The sequence below is a fragment of the Photobacterium angustum genome, assembly GCF_003026365.1.
In the GTDB taxonomy this organism is placed as follows: domain Bacteria; phylum Pseudomonadota; class Gammaproteobacteria; order Enterobacterales; family Vibrionaceae; genus Photobacterium; species Photobacterium angustum.
Window position 1 is genome coordinate 167,662 of the sequence record NZ_PYOM01000005.1, and the last position, 23,635, is coordinate 191,296.

The window sequence follows — 23,635 nt, forward strand, 5'->3', positions numbered from 1 at the left end:
GTTATACGAGCGTAGCTCAGCTGGTTAGAGCGCTACCTTGACATGGTAGAGGTCGGTGGTTCGAGTCCACTCGTTCGTACCAATTAATGATTTAAACAAGTAATCATTAGTTAACACAATTTGCGTCTGTAGCTCAGCTGGTTAGAGTACTACCTTGACATGGTAGGGGTCGGTGGTTCGAGTCCACTCAGACGCACCAAATTTAAACAAAAAAACCTGCTTAAAAGCAGGTTTTTTTGTGCTCAAATATAACGTTATTCTTTTTTAATTTAACCCCCATTCTGTTATTTGCGACTAAAACGACTTCGTCTTTCTACCACAGTTTCAAACCTTAAAAGTAATCCAAAACACGATATTTAATTTACTTAAAACACAATATTTCATAGCGTACATTTTCGGTTATAAGCTGATCAACACCTCATTTTATAAGTACGTGACAACAAAACGTTTATCTATTAGGATTTGAGAGTTAGTCGGGGGGCATTACGCTGAGATCACAATTGAGTGGGACCCGTTGAACCTGAACCAGTTAACACTGGCGGAGGGAACTAAATAAACAATATCAGTATTGTTTAGGCAAGTTATCAATGGATCTCATCATTTCACATTAACCGATCCTTTCATTACTTGGCACCAGTTCCTAACGCATAATTAGGAATCTGTTATGTCATCAAACACAAATAATACATCCCATGTTACAACACCGATAGTTTTAACTATTGCTGGCTCAGACAGTAGTGGTGGCGCGGGTATTCAAGCCGATATCAAAGCTATTTCAGCAACAGGTGGCTATGCTTGTTCGGTGATCACTGCAATTACGGCGCAAAACACCCAAGGTGTTAGTGGTATTCTTCCTATTCCCCTTGCGATGATAGAACAACAGTTAGATGCTGTTTTTACCGATCTAAATATTCAGGCAGTTAAAATAGGCATGCTTGCTGATAGCGACATCATCACGCTGGTCGCGAATAAAATAAAAGAGTACAAGCCACGCTACCTTGTGATTGATCCCGTAATGGTTGCCACCAGCGGTGACTTATTATTACAACAGTCAGCCATTAGTACATTAAAGAAAAAACTACTTCCACTTGCTGATCTCATCACACCTAATTTACCTGAAGCCTCTGCGCTGACAAACAGCGAGATCCCACACAATCATGCAGATATGTTGGGATTAGTCAGCAAACTGCGTGATATACAAACCAAAGCCATACTGCTTAAAGGTGGACACCTAGAAAGTGATTCAGAAAGTAATGATTTATTGCTATTAAATGACAATATCATGGAGCTAAAAACAAAACGTATTGATACCCACAATACTCATGGTACAGGCTGTACTCTATCTTCAGCCATTGCTTCTTACCTTGCTCAAGGTTATTCGATCGAACAAGCAACACAGCGTGGCAAAGAATATATTACCTCAGCCATTTCAGCCGCTGATCAGCTCAATATTGGTTGTGGTCATGGTCCTGTGAATCATTTTTTCAATCATGACCAAAATAGAGCGTAATAAGTGTAATATCACGCTATATGATGTAAAAAAGCGGTGACTTGCCTCACCGCTTTGAGACGTTGGATGCTTGTTAAGCTTATGCTTTTGAGGTTCGTAACTGTTTCAAGCGTTTTATAATATCTTGCTCTCTTAGTTTAGCCATCGCCACATAAGCAATCGGTACTAAGAATAAAGAGAAAACAGTACCGAGAATGAGCCCTCCGACCAACACTAAACCTATGTTAATTCGCCCCACTGAGCCGGGCCCTACCGCAAATGCTAAGGGTAGTGAGCCAATAATCATGGTTAATGATGTCATCAGTATCGGTCTCAAGCGCGACTTAGCACTTTCGATTGCTGCATCATAAGCACTCAACCCTTTCTCTTTTTGCTGTTTATTAGCGAACTCAACTAACAAAATACCGTGTTTTGTGACCAGACCAACTAAAGTTAGCAAGCCAATTTTTGAGTAGATATTTAAGCTTTGGCCGAAGACTTTAAGCGTCAATAAAGCCCCAACTAAACATAATGGAACGGTAAGCAAAATGATTAACGGCTCAATAAAGCTTTCAAATTGCGCCGCGAGGATCAAGAAAATAAAAATCAATGCCATACCAAACAATAATGTCATTCCATGAGATGATTCATGTAAGTTTTCTATCACACCATTGAATTGATAGCTTTGTCCTGACTGCAACAACTCAGGCACGTGTTGATTAACATACGTTTCAACATCACTTGCACTATAGCCCGGCATAATATCTGCGGTAATTTCCGCATTATCTAGCCCCATAAAGGTTTTGATATGCGATTCAGAAGTCACTTGCTTAATAGAAACAAACTGCGACAACGGCAGTTGCTGCCCCGCTTTAGACATAACATAGAGTTTATCTAACACTTTAAAATCACTTAATGACTTACGGTTAACCTGTACTTGTATTGGGTAGGTATAGCCATCTTTCATTTTTAAGTCAGCAGCTTTCACTGAACCTAAAAATGTTGAGAGTGCACTGGTTATGTCGGAATAATCCACGTTTGATAAAACGGCGGCATTTTGATCAATTTTCAAATCAAAACGAAGTTGATCTCGTTGCATCGAGTTATTCACATTGGCAACGCCAGGGTAACTTTCTAGTACCTCTTTGACTTTTGCTGCGGATACACCCAGCGCCTTAATATCTTTATTCACTGTTGTCAATTCAAGAACAAGACCTGTCGGCAAATTCAAGTTATCAGCTGCGCGAACCGACATAGACACTTTGTAAGCTAATACTTGCTGTTTTGCTTTCGCCATTAAACGAGAAATGATCTCTTCAATTGAGTCTTTACGTTCATTCCAAGGCGTAAGGAGTAAGTGATTTTCAGGTTCACTTTCTATGTAAGACATATTAGCAGCAATGTCCGGATCACCTTTAAAAATACTATTTAATTGTGCATTATTTTGTAAGTGATAATTCCGCCCAACGCTACTTGATGCTTTAGCACTGACACTGATAAATCCTGTATCTTCAACTGGTAACAATGTTTTTGGCATAAACCATGTCGCTGCTGATGCCATTGCTATTAATATAACTGCCAACACCATTAAAGCTGCTTTCTTAGTGAAGGCCTTTTTTAATAACGCTAAGTAGTAATGCGTTGTTTTATCGAGCTTATCATCAACCCACTTGAACCACTTAGACGTGTGTGAAGCAGGTTTTAGGATAAATGCACTCATCATTGGTGAAAGTGTTAATGCGACAAAACCAGAAATCAATACAGAAGAAGCTAACGTAAATGCAAATTGATGAAATAAATCTGCGGTTAGCCCTGACATTAAACCAATGGGGAAAAATACTGCTGCCAACGTTAATGTCATTGCAATAACTGGCGCAATGATTTCTCGACTACTCTCTAAGGCGGCTTTAAGTGGTGGCTTGCCTTGTTCAATATGACGATAACAGTTTTCAACGACTACAATCGCATCATCAACCACCAGCCCGATCGCCAGTATGATCGCTAATATTGTTAGCACATTGATCGTAAATCCAAGTGCAGCCATCACTGCAAACACCCCAATAACACACACCGGAATAGTAATTAATGGAATAAGCGCAAAACGGACTGAACCAAGGAAGATAACAACGACAATACCGACCAACACGATAGCTTCAACTAGCGTTTTAAATCCTTCATCAATCGAGGCTTGAATAAAATCCGCTTGGTTATAAACCATTTTCATTTTAACGGTATCTGGCAATTTCATGTTTGCCATGGCAGCCTTTACACGTTTTGCGACAACAACGGGGTTTTCACTTTTTAACGGTAAGGTCTGAATCGACATGCCAAGTTTGCCATTTATATGCAAAATAGAAGGCGTATCCGTTGCATCGTCCATTACTACATTGGCAACGTCACCAACACGGACAATATTACCGTTATCATATCGAACCACTAAGTTACGAACATCTGCAACAGAGCTAACAGAGTTGACAGGGTTTATAGAAAAATCACGAGCTTGACCTTTAATTGTACCAGCCGTAAATGTTGCATTGTATTTACTTAATGTGCTGACGACATCATTTGCAGTGATCCCTAATGCCATCATTTTTTCAGGGTTTAGCCATACGTGAATAGCTTGGCTACTACCGCCATAAGGCCCCCAAACACCACCCACTCCTGATATGTGTCTAAACTGAGGGATCAATTGATCACTGATTAAATTATACATTTGCCTTTTTGAAATATTACCTGTCGCTTCAAAGGTAATAATGTTACTTGGTAATGCATTTTCCGATGAGTCATCAGTGACAACTGGCTTATCTATCATACTCGGAGGGAAGTTATCAATGGCTTCCACTTTACTACGCAAGTTATTCATTAAACTTGCATATTTCACTTCAGATACGTTGTCTTTGAAGAAAATTTGCAACTTACAGCTTCCCTCCTGACAGTCAGTATTCATGGTTTTTACTGACTCTAACCCTGTAGCTGCAGAGATCAGTTTATCTGCCACATTATTAGACATAAAATCAGCACTGGCACCAGGAATGCTGGCACTCACTGTCGCATTAGGAGAGCGATGATCTGGAAAATACTGAATTGGCAAACTCTGAAGTGACACTAAACCAATCAAGACAATCGCAATTGACATCACACAGGCAAGAACTGGGTGTTTTATACAGACTTCAGGCAGTTTCATTGGTTACATCCCCTTTAACTTGCTTTGCAGGAGATGATTTCAGAGCCGCTTTCTCTTTAGTCGGTTGAGGTTGAGGTTGAGGTTGAGGTTGAGGTTGAGCAGCTAACTTTGGTTTGGCTTGATTTTCAACTTCAACAATAGAGTTGGTGTTTAAGTTTTGCTGACCAGATACAACAACATGATCACCAGCTTTAAGCCCTTTGGTAATTGCTACAAAACCATCATTGGTATTCTCACCTAATGTCACAGCTTGCTTTGTGACACCTTTACCATCGTAAAGCCAAACATAACGCTGTTCACCATCAACAACGATCACCGTTTGCGGCACAATTGGGAAGGTATGGCTATCATGTGAACGTTCAGTCACTTTAGCAAACATACCAGGGACTAACAGCTTATCGCTATTTTCAACCTCTGCATGAACATCAATACGACCTGATGATTGATCAACAAGTGGCGCAATATATTTCACATCGCCAGTAAAACTTTTGTCTTTGTATGCATCAACAATGATAGTGACCTTCTGACCAACTTTGGCATCTGCCAATTCTTCTTGGCTTATAGAGTAATCGACTTCGACTGGTGTATTTTGGATGATAGAAACAATTGTATCGCTATCACTAACTCGACTCCCTATCGAGTATTTAAAGTCGGTCAATTGTCCATTAAAGGGGGCAATCAACTCATAGTTGGACAGCGAATCTTGTTTTTGTTGTTCATCCACTTTTGCTAAATGCGTTTGCAATTGCTGATTTTCTAAATCCTGCTTTGAAATAGAGTCAGGTTGCTTTTTAACCAGCGCCAGCATTCGTTGCAATTTTGATTGTTCTATCTTGTACTGCGTTTGAGATTTTCTCAGTTCGTCCTTTGCTTGCGTATTATCTAATGCAGCAATAAGCTCCCCTTTCTTAACGTAAGCCCCATCTTTGAAGTATTTCTTTTGCAGTATTTCTGAAGCACTAAACGTTAGAGCCGTCGAATCAACAGCCGTAATTTTTCCGACTTCTTGCATGTCTTGATTGAACTGTCGATTTTTAACATCTTGAATTTTAATGGGAGTTGGTGCTTTCTTGGCAGGCTCTTCAGCCAGAGAAGATAATGTTGTTAAAAAGAAAGAAACTAACAACATACTAGACAAAACTCGGCTCTTGCTATTCATTGCAATACTCTGTTTCACTTGTGAAGGAAGATCACACAATATCACTCTGAATTTTTCTTTCGTTAACGTTATGTCAGAACATAAATGCCATTTATTCCTTTGATAACAACAATTTACACTCAAATTAAACTCGTGAAATATAAAACATTATTCAATAATAATTTGAAATAGATAAGATGATGATTTGCAATAATATTATTAAGGAATGGTGTTTTGTATAATTAATGAACAACGATTTCACGTTTATCACATACTCCGTTAATACAAGCAGTGATGCGCACCTTACCCGAGTAATTCACTAATTTAATTTCATTACCAGTAAATGGTTGGTTATTTACATACCAATCAACCTTTACGTTTTCATCTAGCGTTTGTAGCGGTAATACGTCTAATTGATCTTTATAGTAATGCTGCCCTGTCACTATTTGCTTGATATACGGCGCAACATTTCCTTTATCCTTATGTAAATCATCTTTCCCTTTAGGCGTTGAAATCCCCTCTCGTTGCTGTTGCCAGTTTGCAAGAAGTGTCGGCCACGTTGTTTGAACCGAATCCAAACTTGGACGTAAAAAGCGCCCATCGGTTTCCAACGTGGGTGGTGTAATTCCTCTTACGGTATAGGCTTTTCTTTGCGAAACACATTGTGCAAGAGGCGTAATTTGCTTATTACGCCCACTCGGCCAACAAATGGTCTTTGTCACAACGTCTTTAGGTTTTATTCGTTGGTGTTGATCGCGGGGTAACTGATCAAAGGCGTCAAACATAATAGGTGCGGCTTGTGTCGCCCCTAAATAACCAACAACAGGGCTAGAGTCTGGGCGACCTATCCACACGCCAACGGTAAAATCTGGGCTAACACCTATCGACCAAAAATCACGATAACCATAGCTAGTCCCTGTTTTCCAAGCTATTTGACGTCTTATCGATGGTACTACTCTATCTGGCGCGCTTATTTCACTCAGTGTTTTAAAAATAATCCAACTTGAAGCTGGTGAAAATAGTGGTTTACTCACAACTGATTTGGCGTTTTGTAGCAGTTGTAATGGCTGATATTGCCCATTCGTTGCCAGTGTTCGGTACATAGCTGCCAGTGTGATTAAATTGGTTCCTGTCCCGCCTAACCCCACCGCTAAATTTGGTTTTTTATGCTGTAATTGAATCCCAACCTGTTGCAGTTTTTGATCAAAAACCTCTGGTGTTTCTTTATTAAAAACTTGTATTAAAGGAATGTTCAGTGATTGCTTTAATGCCTCACTCATACTCACTGCGCCTTGAAATTTGCCATTTAAGTTTTGTGGCTTATAGCCTGAAAACGATGACGGAATATCACTGAGCAAACTTTGAGAATGAATGATCCCAAGATCAAGGGCTGTACCATAAATGAATGGCTTTAAAGTTGAACCTGGCGATCGAACCGCTTGTACCATATCAACATAAGAAAATCGGCTAACATCATTAAAATCAGCTGAACCTTGATAGGCAATAACATTGGCAGAAGCATTATCAACCACAACAATAGCCGCAGAGCTTTTTGCAGGTAAGCGTTGAGAAACAGTCGTGAGCAGACGGTGAATTCGTTTTTGAATATCCGCTCGGATAGTGGTTTGAATCACCGCTTGGTGTGGATAGCCTTGCTGTAGCATGCGGCTCAATAATGGCGCTTGCAGTGGTTGAAAATAAGGGGCAACAACGACGGGTTCCTGTTGCAAAAAGTTCGCACTGTATTGATCGAGCTTGTTATAACGCACTAATCGTTCAAGCACTTTATTACGCATCGCTTTTGCACGTTCAGGGAAACGATCTGGGCGATATAACGATGGTTTTTGCGGTAATACCACCAGTAATGCCGCTTCTGACTTTGTTAGCAATTGAGCAGACTTTCCAAAGTAACGTTGCGCTGCAGCCTCAACACCTTCGATATTGCCACCAAACGGGGCAAGATTTAAATACAAGGTTAAGATCTGATCTTTACTAAAAAACCACTCTAATTGAAGCGCTCGAAATAACTGGGTTAGTTTGCCTGATAATGAACGTGAATGAGGTGATATTAAGCGCGCAACTTGCATTGTTAATGTTGAGCCACCAGAAACGACATGCCCATTAACGCCCCATTGCCATGCAGCCCGAAAGATCGAAAAAGGGTTAAACCCGGGATGGAAATAAAACCATCGATCTTCATAGGTTAATAACGCTTGTCGATAAAAAGGATCAACTTGCTCCGGTGAAATTAATTGTGTTCGACGCACCCCTTTATTATCTGCAAAAGCGCGCAGCACTTCTCCCTCTTGGCTTTTAACTACAACCGCAGAGCCATTCGGATAAAGTGGCGGTAATGGAAATGCATAATTAAGCGCAACACCACCAGTAGCTAATAACACAATGGTTATACAACAAGCCTGCAACCACGTTTTATAACGTGATGCAGGCTGTTGAGCAGAATGATTACTTTTCAATGGTTACCATGTCTTGCTTAGGCCAGTACACCGCATGTTGTGATGGCTGGTACATCGACTCCATGTAAATTGGCGGAATAGTAAAGGTTCCCGGTACTTCAGCACGAAGTAAATACGCAAATGAATAGGTTTTATCCTTATCAAATGACTGAGAAATTACATAACGGTCATTACGATATTCACTATGCTCAGGTGAACTTAATGTCACACCTTTGGGTGCTAATGCTGCTACATCAAGCCCTTGATTAAGTGCAGGGTTTTCTAACACAAAACCTGCTGGGATCATCTTAGACAGTAAGCCTTCATTTACTCGCTGGTTGAGATTAACATTCAATACAACCAATAACCGTTGACCAACTTTTACTGTATTACCAGTAAATGGCTTGCCGTCTAATTGATAGACAGAGCGTGAAAGCGTATTCACTTTTAATGTATTCAACGGATTATCACTATTTGATACCGCTTTATTACGTTGCTGATACCCCTCACCTTGTAATTTAACGTACAGCGGCTTGGTATTATGATTAGTAATTGTTAAACCTTCCGTTAATGGTATTGAAAATGGACCAGTATGTTGCTGATCATTACCATTAATTGTCACATCAAACTGCTGATCTTTATTCAATCTTTGGGTCAATATCGCAGCTTGTAACAATGCACCACGCTCTTGGGTGCTCAGCCACAATTTATCGCCTGATTCTGCGACAAGTTGTTCTAATAAATGCTTTTGAATTTCCGCAGCTTTTTGAGCCAAAATACTATTCGTTTTTAGTTGCTGCAAAATCAATACAGACAAGGCGCTATCACGCAGATTAGAGCCATAATCTTGAAAATAGCTGCTGTAACGTTTAACCGTATGGTAATTATTTAACAGTGCTAGTGCCTTATCGCTATCGCCTACATTGGCATAACTTGCCGCAAGTTGTAGTTCACTTAGTCCAGATGGGAAGAGTTTAAGCCCTAAATTATCAATATCGCTCCACTGAATCAGCCCTTGTTGAGACAACACATATGCCGCATAGGTTAATGCACTATCCGCATTTTGTTGGTTATACGCCCATTGCTTCATTCGAGTTGGGTTCTTCACATATTCGAGGATCTCGTCTTGTGCCCGTGTCAACATGGCTTTCGGTACTATATTTGGAAATTTTTTATCAGCACGTAGCAAAAAGTCCGTCACATAAACGGTTAACCAAGGCTGATCGTTAACACGACTGCTATAGCCATCACTTGGCCACAACGAAAAACCACCTTGTGAAGTTTGCATAGGTTTCAAATTCATTATCGCTTGATAAATCATATCCCTATCAGATGGCATCGCTTCAGCATTAGGTGCTTTTCCTTGCGCTTTCAATCGCTGCTCAAACGCTGCTTTTTTAAAGCGAGTTAATTCTGGTAAATCATATAAATATGGCAATGCTTTACTGGTCGTTTGCTCTACACAGCCATAAGGATATTGATAAAGATCTCTTGCTTGCTCTATTACGCTTAACATCGGTGTTTGGCTGATATAAGCAAAGCCTAATTGATCTGGAATCGTATCAAGCCCTTGCCACAACGAAGATGTCACTGTCAGCTTTTGTTGCGGCTCTAACAGATCCGAATGCATCTTATAAACCCACGGCATTACTGACTTGATCGGTGTTGTCCATGAACGATCAATATTGATCTTGTTGTTGCTGTTTTGTAAAAGCGAGTGTGCCTGCAGTTTGAACTCTGCACGGTTAACAACTATTGGTGAGTCAACCGTAAACGGGACGTTGTAACTTATATGCTCGCCATCTTGTAATGTAACCTTGGCTGGCAGCAGTGCAATCGCTAAGTTCACGCCTTTGTTAGCGCTCAATGCCAGTGATAACGTCTGCGCTGTTCCACTAATATTGTGAATATCTACCGTTACGCTCGATTTATCTCCCGCTACGAGAAAACGAGGAATACTTAATTCAGCGACAACAGGCGCTGCTATTTTATTACTTGATACACTTCGACCCACTTGTGAATCGTTAAATGTCGTAATGATTAACTGACCTTCACCATTGTAATCAGGGATAGCTAATTTCACATTCGTCTTGCCGTTTTTAACCATTATCGGCTTGGACATTAAAATTACGGTTTTACTTTCAACTAAATCGTCATTTTTATTATCAGTACGCGTAACGCTATCGCTACCGAAACGAGATTGAGCAAAGGGATTTGGACGCAAATCATAGAAACGTGAATACAGATCAACCACATCCGCGCTATAACGACGCTGTGCAAAGAAGTAATTAAATGGATCTTGTGGTTTAAAACGGCTGAGGTTAATAATGCCTTTATCCACAAGCGAAACCGTTACCCAAGTATTATCATTTTGTTGCTTCTCAATACCGGCAACGCTAATTGGGATATCTAAGGTCGTTAACGGACGAATAATTGGCGGTACTGTCGCTTTTATTGAGAGCTTTCTCGAATCACGATTAAGCTTAACGGGCTTAATTCCAAAATAACGTTTTGGCGCATTATCAACATTACCTATTAACGTAGCGGTTAAATAAATATCGTGACGATTTAACCCCTGTGGCAGTGGGATCTCAATATCTTGTTTGCCTTTCGTTACCTTAGTACGCTGCGACCAAATCACTTTATCTGTTTCTAGCGTCACTAATAAGCTACCTGCAATTGGTGCGGTGATCGCTGAACGGATATTCTCTCCTGCGTGATAACGTGATTGATCAAATGAAATATCAAGATGTTCAGGCTTGGCTTTTATTTGCTGATAGCCATCATACCAGCCTGCATAGAATTGATATTCAGTGACTGTTTTACTCGCTTGATCTGTCACTGTAATACGGTACTGACCCCATTTAGTCGCAAAAGACAATCGATGACTTTTTCCTGCTTCAACATGAATAGTTTGCGAAGAGATCGATTTCCAACGCGCTTGTTTCTTACGCTGCCAACCAACACCTTCCTCATATAACCAATAATAAGGCCCCTGATCGTAATCCACTTTTACGGTCAAATTACCAGCAAGACGGTGTTGACCATCATGACTTAATAGCGCGATATCAAATTGAGGGTTAGCATCATAACCGACACTTTTTTGCAGCGGCTTAACACCAGCAATTGGGCTATCTTTCCACACCGTGTAACGTAAATCCCGTTGTACAGCAGCCCCACCCGTTTCTAATAAACTGAAATTAACGACCGCATTAACTGGGGATTGAATTTTAGCTGCTGAAGGTGTCGGCAAGACAATCTCTGCTTTCCCTTCAGCTGATAATGTTTGCTTATCTAATTGCTGATAACTGCTTACCAATGAAAATCGCTTACCAACTCGATAATCACTGTATTTACCGCTAAAGCTCGACGTTGGGCTATACATTACTTCAGCAGTAACTTTATTTCCCGCTGCTGGGCTACCAAATAAATAGCGTCCACTCAGTCCAACCTTGGTTTGACTGCCTGCCACAACAAGCTTTGCAGGATCGGTAAAAGTTAAATCCATTCGCTCAGGAACAAACTCTTCCAGTTCGAAAAAATATTGGCTGATCGGCTTTTGAGCTTCAGGATCGAGCCTTACTTCAACGGTATAGCGCCCTGTGCGCCAACTAGATGTAGTGTTCAATTGCTTAGAATAAAAACTCGCCGCTTGCGGAGAGAGTTGCTCAGATAACACAACATCATTACGTGGATCTAATACCGTTAATGTGATCGGCTGCTCTTTAATCGCCAGACCGTCTTGATCACGCAGCAAAATATTTAACGGTAATGATTCACCAGGCTTAACTAAATCACGGTTACTATAAATAAACGCTTCATAAGGTTGATAAGCTCGCCCTCCTACTTTGCTATCCGATAAATCTAAGGGCGCTTCACGCAGAGGTAAAATACCGATCTCTTGTTGTGACTTCTGTTGTAATGAAGGATCGAGTTGGCGTTCTGCTTTCGTTTTATTGGTACGAGCAATAACGATATCGGTGTTTTTCGCCACAATATCAAAATTAGCTTCACCTTTATGGTCGATGGGTGCTGTTCTAAACAGTTTATGGTCGCGATAAATATCAACGCTACCTGAAGTTACAGCTTCACCCGTTGATAAACGTGATACAGAAAAACTCGCTTGATGGGTATTTAACCGTGCTTGAATACCAATATCAGTCAATAACACATGTTTAACTTTTAGCTCATCAAACGCGCCAGGTGCCTTTAACACCACAACATACCAACCTGAAGGCAAATGATGTGAAAGAGGGATACGTGCTGCAGTTTGTTGATTTAATTTACTTGGCGGTAGGGTAAAACGATCAGCATAAACACTTTCATAAGCGTGTTGTAAACGCTCTAAACTATAAGGGCCTAGGTTATCTAACAGGTAACTGTCATTTAAAAAGGTGTCGGGATCGGTAATATGTAAAATTTCAACATCAACTTTATCAAGATTCATAAAGTTAATTGGAATTGATTGGTGTTGAGATTGAGGAACTAAAGGGCCATTACCAATCACTTCCACCATCGGTGGCTGACGAATAGGATCTTTCTCTTGATTAGCGTACGCGGTAGCAGACAACATAAAACTAAAAAATAACGCTATTAAATATAATCCCGCTATCGATCGTTCTGATCCCATTATTCGCATCACTGTCCCCTTTAAGAATTACTCAAGTCTATGCACTGCATACGGTGTAATTCTATACAGAAAAGCAGATTTATTCATCCGAACATCGCTATATGTTTTCTAAAACGTTCTAAATTTTCTAATAAAATTAATAATATATTTCGCCATGACTCCGTGGCTAGCTATAAATACGGGCAATTGCTCTTTTTATCTTGGTGTCATTATCCGTTATAATCACCACAACTTTTTAAAGAAATTACCTACAGGTGTAGCGACAATATGGCTAATCAACCTAATTTTACTGATGAAGAATATAAAGCATTCGCGGAATTAATGGACTCATACAATCGTACGTTCGCCGTATCTATCACGACATTAGTTTTAGCCGTAATTGGTTTTATTATTGCAGAAGTTCAGGTTGGTTATTTAATTACTAACAATATTCGTTGGCTGTTCGGCTTACTGGTTATGCTCCCTCTTGCTGTCACCTCTATTGGGACGAAATATGACTTTAACCACCTGACTTTTAGTATGCCTAAAACCATCTTATATAGCGTACTCAATGTCATTGCTCTCATTTCAATTATCGCGATCGTGATTATGCTTAATAGCTGAGTCCATATTGATAAATATCGTACATACAAAAATCTCCTTGCTGATAATTTAGCTTCAGCAAGGATTTTAACATCTTTAACCGTTAGATCTTATCAATCGTACTCGTTGTTAGGGCATTCATTAATGGTGATTTTGTCACTGAGGAAAAGTGAATTTGGGATCAAGTGAGTCGCGTCTTGATCTTTAATTGAAATGTAACGTAAGTTCAAATCTACGACTTGCCCTTTAGAGTCCGCTACTTCAATATGATCACCTAATTTAATCGGCTTATACAAAACAATCATCACCCCAGCAACGAGATTAGAAATCGCATCTTTCAAAGCAAAGCCTAGCGCAAATCCCGTTAACCCTAATCCTGTGACTAAACCTGTAACATCAAAACCTAATTTTGAGAACGCCAGAACCGCACCTACGATTATTAAAATTGTTCTCTGTGAATTAGACATTAAACGAAATGAACCTGATGCCTCAGAATCAAAACGCTGTGAGAGTTGTTTCAACGTTTTATCAATGACAATACTGATGACAATACAAAACAAAAAGACGCCGATTGCCTGAACAACGTTATTATCCATAACTTGTACTTCCTTTCCTTGAACAAACTTAAATATAACTTACTGATTTTATATTTAATAATATTAAATCATGCCAATAAGTATCATTATTGACAATGAATTCTCTAGAAATTCAACGAACGCTGACATTCACACAAGCCATATCCATATTATCAAGCAGAATTTTGAATGATGTATCAGGTTGTATTTATGATCTGATCAGGGAGTTTGTTGATGGCATTTGACTATGGGTCAATTGATTTAGGGCTTAAAAACCCTTTTAAAACTGAAGGAAAAATAACAGCGGCGCGTGGCATTATTGTTATTTGCCTTGGTGCTTATGGGTTATTTTCAGCAGCAAAAACGGTAACTCATAGTACGGTAGCGGGTTGGATAATGATCCTATTTGCCTTAGCTTTACTTATCAGCGGGTTAACAACTGCCTACCGTGGTATTTCAGCAACACTTAAGTATTTTGTTGGCCGTAATCATCCAACATCTTTAGCACATAATCATAGCAACACATCAGAGCACGCTTACCAAGAAAATGCTTATGTCGCCTACTCTGAAGGGACAATTACCGATATGCTCATTGGTCGTAAAAATACGAATTTTGCCGAACCAACTGGGTTTATTGCACATGCATTGCACAGTATTTTCCCTAGCCTAATCTACATGCCCTACCCTATCCGCAATTTAGCTCAACGTTTATGTGCCGCTTGGACTAATACGATTGTCGCTTTATTGTGTTATGGCTTTGTCGCTTTTATTTCCCTAACTGGCTTTATTGGCTCACTTGGTAAACAAGTATTTCCTGTTTATTCCGTGGTACTGACATTGGGGTTATTATGCATGTGGATTTTAACCAGTTTACGACTTAACCGTATGTCGCAAACACGTGTACCTCGTTTATCTAACATTGAATTTATTCGTACTCTGATTGCTGCTGTTGTATTACCCATAGCAATAGGGTTAGCACTGAAACTGGCGATGCTTGTTGTTGGGAAAACTCGTGTCAGCCATTTTATTAGCTACTTCACCAACCTACATAATACGATGTTTATCTGTGCGATTATCATAGGTGCAGCGATTGTCACCATTATTGTGGCACTCATGCTTAATAAGCGTTTATCGCTATCCAACCCAAACGTGGAAGTTTCCGAACTACGTGAGAACTGGCAAGAGTCCGTCCACCCAAACGAAGTATTCATTAACCTTGATAATCTTGTTATGGCAAATCGCCGTTATAAAGAGGTGCCTAACCGCATTTATAAAGAGCTCAAGCCAACATTAGAAGAACAAGTACAAGCCAAAGGCAGTTTTGCAGGAGAAACACTCCAAGAAGTACAACCAAAGTATAAAGCGATTGAAGTCGATCAAGCATTAGATAACACTCGAATATTTAGCTTAATAACTGGCAACCTTCTTCTTATTGGAGCCGCTATTACCGTTTTGTTTGCCGCACTCTCAATAACAGGCATTGTTACAGGTAGTCACACTGCAACTAAGGTGACACAACTTTTCTTTGTTTCTTGTATTTTAAAAGCACTAGGTAGCATTTTATCTAATGCTAGCCATTTGTTTTTTGCTGAAATGCTATTTGAAAGCAATATTATCTATTTAAAAGTAGAGGGTACGTTTACTGAATCAAAAATCTCAACAGGTAATAGTATTCACGACTCGACTCGTTCTGAGAATATTTTAGTCCGTTCAAGTCTTACACCCTGGATTATTGTTAGCCGTATTATTAGTAGCTCATTTGCTTCATCTGGGACAAATAACCTTGAGCACCCTCGATTTATTTTAGAAATGCACAAAAATGATCGTGAGCTAGAGAGTATCCGAGGTGATTTAGTCAGTTTCTTAAAAGACAGAGAATCGATAGCGGCCATAACAAGCCAACGTGATTTGATGAACACTTCTCAAATTCATGAAATTAACCAGCAAACTCGCGCAAGCAATATGTCGATTATTCATTATGATGAAGAAATAGGTGGTTATATTCATCGTGAATACGAAGAAAAATTCCCACAGTAATTTTCTTTGTTCAATTCATATAAAAAGGAGAAAGTATTTAGTTATTTTCTCCTTTTTATTTTTATTCGTCATGTTTAATTAAATCATAGTCACGCTATAAAAAATAATTACGCATTTTTACTCCCGCAATCCATGCAATATTAGTGTGCATCAAGCTAAAAAATTTATATGACGAATATCACGTTTTATATTTCATTCAACTGCAAGAATATTCGCTCAATACATATAACTTAACGATAATTAATGAAAAAGATAACATTACTTTCCGCACTTATTTCTTCAGCTATTACTGTACCAGCTTTTGCCTGCACTACGATTTTAGTAGGTAACCAAGCAACAACTGATGGATCTTTTATTGTCGCACGTAATGAAGACTATCAAGCCAATAATGCTAAACAGTTTATTTACCATCCCGCTGAAGCTAAACAAAAAGCTGATTTCAAATCTAACGCCAATGACTTTACTTACCCAGCTGCAGAAAATGCACTGGAATACACTTCATTGTCAGATTTTGACACCCATGGTACTAGTATGGGTGAAGCTGGGTTTAACTCTGCTGGTGTAGGTATGTCTTCAACCGAAACCATTTATAACGGTGCTCAAGCACTCGCGGTTGATCCATATGTAACCAAGACTGGTATCGGTGAAGATGCGATTGAAAATGTCATTTTGCCGCGAGTAAAAACAGCCAAAGAAGGCGTTGAACTGTTAGGCAAGATCATTGAGAAACAAGGCGCATCTGAAGGCTTTGGCGTTGCCTTCGTCGATAAAACCGGTATTTGGTATTTAGAAACAGGCAGTGGTCACCAATGGATGGCACAAAAGATCCCAGCCGATAAATATTTCGTTTCAGCGAACCAAGGTCGATTAACTACCTATAAACCGCATAACCCCGATTATTTAGCTTCTCCAACACTAGTTAGCTTTGCCGAACAACATGCTTTATACACTCCTGTTACAGGAGAGGCTTTCAACTTCCACAAAGCTTACTCGCAAGATACCAAGAATGATCAAACGTACAATTATCCACGCGTTTGGACGTTACAACACATGTATACAAAAGGCTTAAATACCAAGATAACGCAAGGTGAAAGTTTCCCGGTATTTTTAAAACCAAGCCATAAATTATCTGTTGCAGATGTTGAACAAGGGCTACGAAACCACTATCAAGGTACGTCACACGACCCATACGCGAATAGCAACCCTAAAGAAGCATACCGACCAATATCTGTATTTAGAACTCAAGAATCACACATATTGCAAGTTCGTCCTAATCTGCCTATTGCTATCGGTGAAACCGAATACATGGCGTATGGGATGACAGCACTTAGCGTTTATATTCCTTATTATCAAGGTATGACAGAAGTGCCTAAAGCATTAACTATTGGCACAGATAAAGCAGACAACCTATCTGCTAACTGGCAATTCCGTAAGTTACAAACCATTGCCATGACCAACTGGAATGAGTTCTCGCCAATTGTTCAAAAAGCCTATCAACAATTTGAACAGCAAACGGCCGTTAAGCAACAAGAGCTTGAAAAGCAGTACCTTGCGCTATACAAAAAGCAACCTAAACAAGCACAAGCATTAATCAATCAATTTGAACAAAAAACAGTTGATAACGCATTGGCATTAACCAATGAATTAACCAATACCTTATTAACAAAAATGACCCATAACACCGATATGCTGTATCACTTTGAAGGCGCATAAGTTGATAAAACATAATCACTAGTAATAATCGAGAGATAACCCAAGGTTATAAAATTAAGGGTTATTTCTCGTTTTATCTTTTCAATGTCGCACTTTGAAACAATATTTATACCTATTCTTTTTCCGCATCTTATATCATTTGCTCATTCTGTTATGAGCACTCTCTACAATGCGAACACTACTCACCTTTCTTAGCCTTATTGTTCTTGTCTTTATCCCTTGTTCTGCATTGGCAAAAACAAGTGAGCAACAAGCTCAGATCACCTTAGGTCGCTATTTATTTAATGATGTTCGCTTATCAAAGCTCGGCAATCGCAGCTGTGCCCTTTGCCATGCTGTCGATCTTGGTTGGACAAATCGATTCAGCAAAGTGCCAGATATCCATGGCAATCCAACAACGCTAAACACACCAGCATTACTTAATGTTGCCCACTATGGCCAATTCATGCAAAGTCGCGAAGGATTACAGACATTAGAACAAGCTATTTTGTTGCCTTTATTTGGCACAACCCCAACAGAAATGGGGATGACAGAGCCGTTATTAATACAACGTTTACAACAAGCGTCTGATATCTATACCCCACTATTTGAAGCCAGTTATCAATCAGCAGATTTCACAACACAGAAAGTCATTGACGCATTAGCGAAGTATGTAGAAACAATTCAAAGTGTTGATACGCCCTATCACCGTTATTTATCAGGTGATACTGATGCACTGAATAAAGAGCAACAACTAGGATTAGCACTGTTCAATAGTGATCGCCTTAAATGCTCCCAGTGCCATGGTGGCGAGCTATTAAATACCCCTAAAAACAACACCGATCCACTTTATGTCAGCACAGGGTTGTACGGTATAAAAAATAAAGATGGTAAATACTTATACCCTGAAAATGAACGTGGCAAAGCCAGTTTTAGCCATAAAGAAAGTGACGACGGAAAATACCGTATACCTTCATTGATCAATGTGAGCGAAACAGCACCTTGGGGACATGATGGCAGCGTACAATCGCTTGAGCAGTATATTGAACATTATGCCGCCGGTGGACGAATACTTACGATAGGAAAAAATACAGGAGATGGTCGTTATCATCTCAATAAAGACAATAAGATCTCAGGTTTTAGTTTATCGAATAAAGAGAAAAAAGCGCTCGTTGCCTTTCTCAATAGCTTAACCATAACTCGACTACCAGCACAGCAACACCAAGATCCTTTTTGCCAGTTAGTCCCATTAAAAAATAAAAAAGACAGCCCGAACTGTCTTCCACCTTTTAAAGTGAAGTCATGAACACCATAAACAAGACCATGAAAAAGACGATTCAGCTAATAACAATAAGCACCTTGCTAAGCCAATCAATGGCCGTAAGCGCGAACACCGACATTAACCCTGAACACAAAGGGCGCAATGATTATTTTGCCAAAAGTTATCAGCCACTATGTAACTTGCCAACAAAGGCCATTGCTACAGCTTCAACACTTGAAGAGGCCAGCCAGCAAGAATTCATTTTAAATAAAGAATTAGGCTTATCCACCCAGCTAAATTCCCAAGGTGAAGCTTATATTCAACTGGCGATCAAAGAATGGAATGAGAAGTTTATCGTAGGTGTTACACCAAAAACCCACGTATCGATGGCGGGGGCTGATATTCAAGGCGCTGATATTGTTAACTTGCAATGTGCCGAGCAATCACAATACCTTACCCACTTAAACACCCACGAATGGGGAAGCTATACTCTGAAACTGACAGGTAAGCCAAACCAGTTGGTGAAAGTACAAATCACCACAACAGCTCAGTAGAAACAAGCCTGAGCAATCTTTGCTTAGGCTTATTGTTTCAAACTTATAAACCTGTGTTGCGGTGGTATTCTTGCTCAGCAAATTCTTTGCCTTTTTGTGCCGCCGCCGCACAAGACTCTGGTGCAATATCACCACGCTCAGTCACATATTGCTTAAGCTCTGCCGCTTTCTCTGTGCGATTAAAAAACTCATGATAGCCAATATTTTTACATAGCTCCCATGACGATACACCCGTTGCATTTTTTAATGTATAGCTATTTGATGGCGTTCCAGCGCAACCCACTAGCCCGAATGCAATCAGTGAAAATAACACCTGCTTTTTCATCAAAAATCCTTTATTTCAACTTTATCTCAATGATTTGACATACAATATCACATCATCTCTTACTTATGTTTTAGTATAAACATGATACTGATTCAAAGCCTCATTATTGATTAGACGTTAATAGGTTAATTTCCTAATATACGCATGGTTCAAATACGTTTATGATCGTTGCCAATGTAACCTTCATCGCTAGAGCTATTTTTAGGATTCACCATGAGCAATTTTAATCTTTATACCGCCCTTTTACCTTGTTTCGATTGCCGTCAACAAAAAGCAGAAGCAAGCTTAGGTTGGCTAACCCCTGCTATGCATGAAGCGGTTCTTGCGCAAGTTAATACCATCATTACAGATAGCAATGATTACCCTGATGATCTTGTTACCACTATCACTTGTTCTGTTGATGAAGCTAAGTATTACCTATTGTTAAATGCATTTGCTTATTCAGAAGAAGAAATGCAAACAACAGGCGTAGATCCAGACGACCTTGTTGAAATTGAAAAAGAAATCAAAGCAAACAAAAATGCTGATGGCATGATTGAGCTTGAACATGACATTGCGCTACAAGGCTGTACTGCTTGCTGCCCTGACGCATAATTCCATGCTATTTACTATGGTGTACGCTATGTGCGCCATAGTCATACTCCCTCCTCTCGCCTCAACCATGCCGCCTTAAGACTTGAAATTACGCTGACTAACCCCATTTTATTAATACGACAATTAATAATAAGAGCAAAAGTAAGATGAACAGCCCTATTTTAGATGACTTAAATTGGCGTTATACCACCAAGAGTTACGATCCTAATAAAACCATCTCAGCAGAAAATATTGCCATTATTTCAGAAGCACTACGCTTATCGGCATCATCAATCAACTCGCAGCCATGGCGCTTTATTATTTTAGAATCAGATGATGCTAAACAACGATTTAGCAATACCTTTGAGACTAAGTTTTTAGCCAATAAACCTCACGCAACTAACGCTAGCCATATCATTTTATTTACTCACAACCCTCATTATTCGATTGAAGATTTTGAAGCCGTGATCGATAAAAATATTCTTGATGGCCGAATTAAACCAGAGAAAAAAGACGATGCTGTGAGCAAGTTTAGTTTTGCGGATTTATACACCGAACCGAGTGGCTACAATGCTAATTGGACAAAAGCACAACTGTATCTTGCTTTCGGTAATATTCTGCATGTTCTTGCACGATTAAAAATAGATTCAACACCACTTGAAGGTATTGACGTAAAGCGTGTTGAGAAAGAATTCAGCCAAGAGTTAGATGGCTTCTCATGCCCTGTCGCACTCGCGATTGGCTACCATGATGAGTCTGATTTTAACGCACGCTTACCTAAATCTCGTATGCCATTAGAAACCGTTGTTCATAAAATCTAACAGCGAGTGGAATGGTAAAGTGATAGGTGAACCTAAAATAGTAAACCTACACACTAATAGCATTATTTAAACCAGTCGATGGTTGATAATCTATTAACTATAAAAAAGCCGCTGATTAATCAGTGGCTTTTCTTTTAAAACTTGGTGGAGAGATAGGTCTTGAACTCTCGATACAATATAAAACAATTGTAACCACCAAACGTTACGCATAGTAAAAATGCAACGCGTGCGAATCACGCTTTAGTTATTTGTTATATAAATTATTTCAGCGCAATGTAGACGCTAACTTTACTAGCACTTTCGTAGTGCTCAAAATCTGTTGTATAAGCCCTTTCATGCGCACAATTAGAAGAAGTAAAGTACGACCAAACTGACTGCCACGCAGTGATAACAGCAGCAGGAAACTCACCTTCAGATTCAAACTTAAGGTAAGAGCCAGGAAGAACAGATACCGATGACAGCGCAACATTTGAAGAGGATATTTCGTTCGACCCCATCAAAACATCAAAGTAGCCATCAACATCTGACTCGTAGTTGTAGTAGACACTATAAGCCCTTGCTCCCGATTGATAATTGATGACTAAGTTCGAGTCAACGTATTCAACATGCTTTGGGATATTCGCCGTTTCAGGATTCATCTCAATTTCATTGCGGGTTCTTAGAACTAAACCTTGGATTTCAAAACCTTTTACTTCAACAACTTCCATTTTTCACTCCATTTATATAGCGTTAGCATAACGGGCGTCCTCACCGAATAAAACGGTACGTATAAAAGCCCAACCCTTTTGCCCCTGCTGCCAACATGTCATGCAATTAACGGGAATATTTCGACCCAAATAACCGACGTTCAATAATAAGGATAATAGCTTTCTCGCTTCATAATTAAAGAGGATTTTATTATCAACAAGGGCATTAATATTATTGATTCACACCAAGGATAACGCTCGACTGCTTTTTGTCTTCACCCTTCATGCTATTTCCAATATTTATATAAGGTGGCTTGGGTTTGTCCAACACCAACGTTAGCATGCCTTTTTTATTTCCAAAGTCAGCGTACTGCGACCTTACAAGCTCGCTTGGGATACTTATTTATTAGAAATGGCAGTAATGAATTTTAGACATAAGCGGTTATGCAGTTACCACAATTAAAACTAGTGTGTCTTAGGAAAAGTAAAGATAACACTTATTACAGGCATTACTCTAGATATAGAGGTATGTAATAAATACAGGAAAGTAGTTTGTCCTGACCCCTTTGTATCACCCCATTTGTATGGGCAGCTTCAATACGCTAGATACGAAAAAGCCGCTGATTAATCAGCGGCTTTTTTGTTTTAAATATGGCGGAGAGATAGGGATTTGAACCCTAGATACGCTATAAACGTATGCCGGTTTTCAAGACCGGTGCTTTCAACCACTCAGCCATCTCTCCATGGCGCGAATAGTAGCGAAGTGAATACCGAGTGTAAATAGTAGTAAGTGTTATCTGGACAGTCTTTAATCGAATTTAACGGATTATTATTTCGGAACACCGCAATCTGTTAAAAAACGTTCAAAACCGTATTTTTCTAGCCATTCCAATTGTTCAGTTGAACTCACTAAGAAGCGACCAATAAAATTCACCCCATGCCCTTTTATTTCGCCAACTTGATTCTTTGTACGAGGAATAAGCAACATCCAGCGTTGTGTTAATAATATATTATACGGGTGACATTCTGTTAAACCATTGATACTCGATGTCATATACAATTGCATTGATTCCATAACCGACAAGTAATGCTGGTAAAGTTCTGCTGTATTCAAATATTCGAATTTTATTAAGTCATGTTTAAAGGGTAATAGACCCTCAAGAATTGTCTTCTCTAAAGGCAGTGATGTTCTAATTAGCTGCATATGCCGATGCATTTGGCTAGAACCTGCTATCGCACCTGAATTAAAAAAACCTAAAACGCTATCATCCGTTATTCCTTGTACCCAAGCATCAAAATCCTTTAAAACTAATGGCGAAGTTTGAGGAATATAATTTTTCGCACAGATAAGTAGATGCGGAACAACAATAGGAAATTTATTTAATAAACAAACGTGTTGTTCTCCAATCGTGTTGATATATGCTGAGGGATTATAAGGTGATACAAACGGATCATGAGTTGCTACAGATGGAGAGTGTTTAACTTTCATATTCTCTGTTTCTATATTAACAATGAACCCTATCCCATTTTGCTCAATGATAAGATCGTTTGTTATTAACGGTAGTAACTCACCAGACGCTAATCCCTTGTTTGACTTTTCATAACCGATATCCCACAGCATATTCTTTCCTTTAC

General features: G+C 39.4%; 16 protein-coding genes, 3 tRNA genes and 1 riboswitch. Of the genes, 10 read left to right on the forward strand and 9 right to left on the reverse strand.

Going from position 1 to position 23,635, the window contains the following annotated elements:
* Nucleotides 1-5: 5 nt before the first annotated feature.
* From CTN01_RS07040 to thiD, 3 genes are all read left to right on the forward strand, one after another.
* Nucleotides 6-82, forward strand: a tRNA-Val gene (locus tag CTN01_RS07040).
* A 40-nt stretch (nucleotides 83-122) separates the two neighbouring features.
* Nucleotides 123-199 (forward strand) — tRNA-Val (locus CTN01_RS07045).
* Between the two features lie 265 nt (nucleotides 200-464).
* Nucleotides 465-564: riboswitch (TPP riboswitch) on the forward strand.
* Nucleotides 565-664: 100 nt separating this feature from the next.
* Entirely contained in the window at nucleotides 665-1,510 is an 846-nt protein-coding gene (thiD, locus tag CTN01_RS07050) for a bifunctional hydroxymethylpyrimidine kinase/phosphomethylpyrimidine kinase (protein ID WP_045147847.1), read from the forward strand.
* Nucleotides 1,511-1,589: 79 nt separating this feature from the next.
* Here the strand turns inward: thiD and CTN01_RS07055 are convergent, their stop codons facing one another.
* The 4 genes from CTN01_RS07055 to CTN01_RS07070 form a co-directional block, all read right to left on the reverse strand.
* A complete protein-coding gene (locus tag CTN01_RS07055) occupies nucleotides 1,590-4,673 on the reverse strand; it encodes an efflux RND transporter permease subunit (RefSeq protein ID WP_045147849.1) in 3,084 nt (1,027 codons plus the stop codon).
* Nucleotides 4,660-5,832, reverse strand: coding sequence for an efflux RND transporter periplasmic adaptor subunit (locus tag CTN01_RS07060; RefSeq protein ID WP_045147850.1), 1,173 nt, complete (start codon nucleotides 5,830-5,832; stop codon nucleotides 4,660-4,662). The genes CTN01_RS07055 and CTN01_RS07060 overlap by 14 nt, the downstream gene beginning before the upstream one ends.
* A gap of 221 nt (nucleotides 5,833-6,053) precedes the next feature.
* Nucleotides 6,054-8,285, reverse strand: a complete 2,232-nt coding sequence (pbpC, locus tag CTN01_RS07065) for a penicillin-binding protein 1C (RefSeq protein ID WP_045147852.1) — start codon at nucleotides 8,283-8,285, stop codon at nucleotides 6,054-6,056.
* Complete coding sequence (locus CTN01_RS07070; RefSeq protein WP_045147853.1) at nucleotides 8,275-12,903, reverse strand: alpha-2-macroglobulin family protein; 4,629 nt, start codon at nucleotides 12,901-12,903, stop codon at nucleotides 8,275-8,277. Before CTN01_RS07070 ends, pbpC begins: the two co-directional genes overlap by 11 nt.
* A 258-nt stretch (nucleotides 12,904-13,161) precedes the next feature.
* Here CTN01_RS07070 and CTN01_RS07075 point away from each other — a divergent pair, with 258 nt between their 5' ends.
* Nucleotides 13,162-13,497 carry a hypothetical protein gene (locus CTN01_RS07075; protein ID WP_005367315.1) on the forward strand — a complete coding sequence of 112 codons (336 nt, stop codon included), beginning with the start codon at nucleotides 13,162-13,164 and terminating at the stop codon, nucleotides 13,495-13,497.
* 92 nt (nucleotides 13,498-13,589) lie between these two features.
* Here the strand turns inward: CTN01_RS07075 and CTN01_RS07080 are convergent, their stop codons facing one another.
* Nucleotides 13,590-14,072: a mechanosensitive ion channel family protein gene (locus tag CTN01_RS07080; protein WP_052666561.1), complete on the reverse strand. Its 483-nt coding sequence runs from the start codon at nucleotides 14,070-14,072 to the stop codon at nucleotides 13,590-13,592.
* A 213-nt stretch (nucleotides 14,073-14,285) separates the two neighbouring features.
* On the opposite strand from CTN01_RS07080, the gene CTN01_RS07085 reads away from it, so the two are divergent.
* The 4 genes from CTN01_RS07085 to CTN01_RS07100 all read left to right on the forward strand — a co-directional run bounded on the left by CTN01_RS07085 (nucleotide 14,286) and on the right by CTN01_RS07100 (nucleotide 19,595).
* Nucleotides 14,286-16,088: a hypothetical protein gene (locus tag CTN01_RS07085; RefSeq protein ID WP_045147856.1), complete on the forward strand. Its 1,803-nt coding sequence runs from the start codon at nucleotides 14,286-14,288 to the stop codon at nucleotides 16,086-16,088.
* A gap of 243 nt (nucleotides 16,089-16,331) precedes the next feature.
* Nucleotides 16,332-17,801 carry a C69 family dipeptidase gene (locus CTN01_RS07090; protein WP_045082951.1) on the forward strand — a complete coding sequence of 490 codons (1,470 nt, stop codon included), beginning with the start codon at nucleotides 16,332-16,334 and terminating at the stop codon, nucleotides 17,799-17,801.
* Between the two features lie 169 nt (nucleotides 17,802-17,970).
* Nucleotides 17,971-19,086 carry a cytochrome-c peroxidase gene (locus CTN01_RS07095; protein ID WP_052666564.1) on the forward strand — a complete coding sequence of 372 codons (1,116 nt, stop codon included), beginning with the start codon at nucleotides 17,971-17,973 and terminating at the stop codon, nucleotides 19,084-19,086.
* Nucleotides 19,083-19,595 (forward strand): hypothetical protein, encoded by a 513-nt coding sequence (locus CTN01_RS07100; protein WP_045082952.1) that lies wholly within the window; start codon nucleotides 19,083-19,085, stop codon nucleotides 19,593-19,595. Before CTN01_RS07095 ends, CTN01_RS07100 begins: the two co-directional genes overlap by 4 nt.
* 43 nt (nucleotides 19,596-19,638) lie before the next feature.
* Here CTN01_RS07100 and CTN01_RS07105 read toward each other — a convergent pair whose 3' ends face one another.
* Nucleotides 19,639-19,920: a hypothetical protein gene (locus CTN01_RS07105; protein ID WP_045082953.1), complete on the reverse strand. Its 282-nt coding sequence runs from the start codon at nucleotides 19,918-19,920 to the stop codon at nucleotides 19,639-19,641.
* A gap of 213 nt (nucleotides 19,921-20,133) precedes the next feature.
* On the opposite strand from CTN01_RS07105, the gene CTN01_RS07110 reads away from it, so the two are divergent.
* On the forward strand, nucleotides 20,134-20,514 hold the full coding sequence (locus CTN01_RS07110) for a hypothetical protein (RefSeq protein ID WP_045147858.1): 381 nt from the start codon (nucleotides 20,134-20,136) through the stop codon (nucleotides 20,512-20,514).
* A gap of 146 nt (nucleotides 20,515-20,660) precedes the next feature.
* Nucleotides 20,661-21,314: a nitroreductase family protein gene (locus CTN01_RS07115; protein ID WP_045147859.1), complete on the forward strand. Its 654-nt coding sequence runs from the start codon at nucleotides 20,661-20,663 to the stop codon at nucleotides 21,312-21,314.
* Nucleotides 21,315-21,574: 260 nt separating this feature from the next.
* On the opposite strand, the gene CTN01_RS07120 is transcribed toward CTN01_RS07115, so the two are convergent.
* The 3 genes from CTN01_RS07120 to CTN01_RS07130 form a co-directional block, all read right to left on the reverse strand.
* On the reverse strand, nucleotides 21,575-22,021 hold the full coding sequence (locus CTN01_RS07120; protein ID WP_045147860.1) for a GyrI-like domain-containing protein: 447 nt from the start codon (nucleotides 22,019-22,021) through the stop codon (nucleotides 21,575-21,577).
* A gap of 631 nt (nucleotides 22,022-22,652) precedes the next feature.
* Nucleotides 22,653-22,743, reverse strand: a tRNA-Ser gene (locus CTN01_RS07125).
* 86 nt (nucleotides 22,744-22,829) lie between these two features.
* Nucleotides 22,830-23,621: an ATP adenylyltransferase family protein gene (locus tag CTN01_RS07130; RefSeq protein ID WP_045185871.1), complete on the reverse strand. Its 792-nt coding sequence runs from the start codon at nucleotides 23,619-23,621 to the stop codon at nucleotides 22,830-22,832.
* Nucleotides 23,622-23,635: the final 14 nt, after the last annotated feature.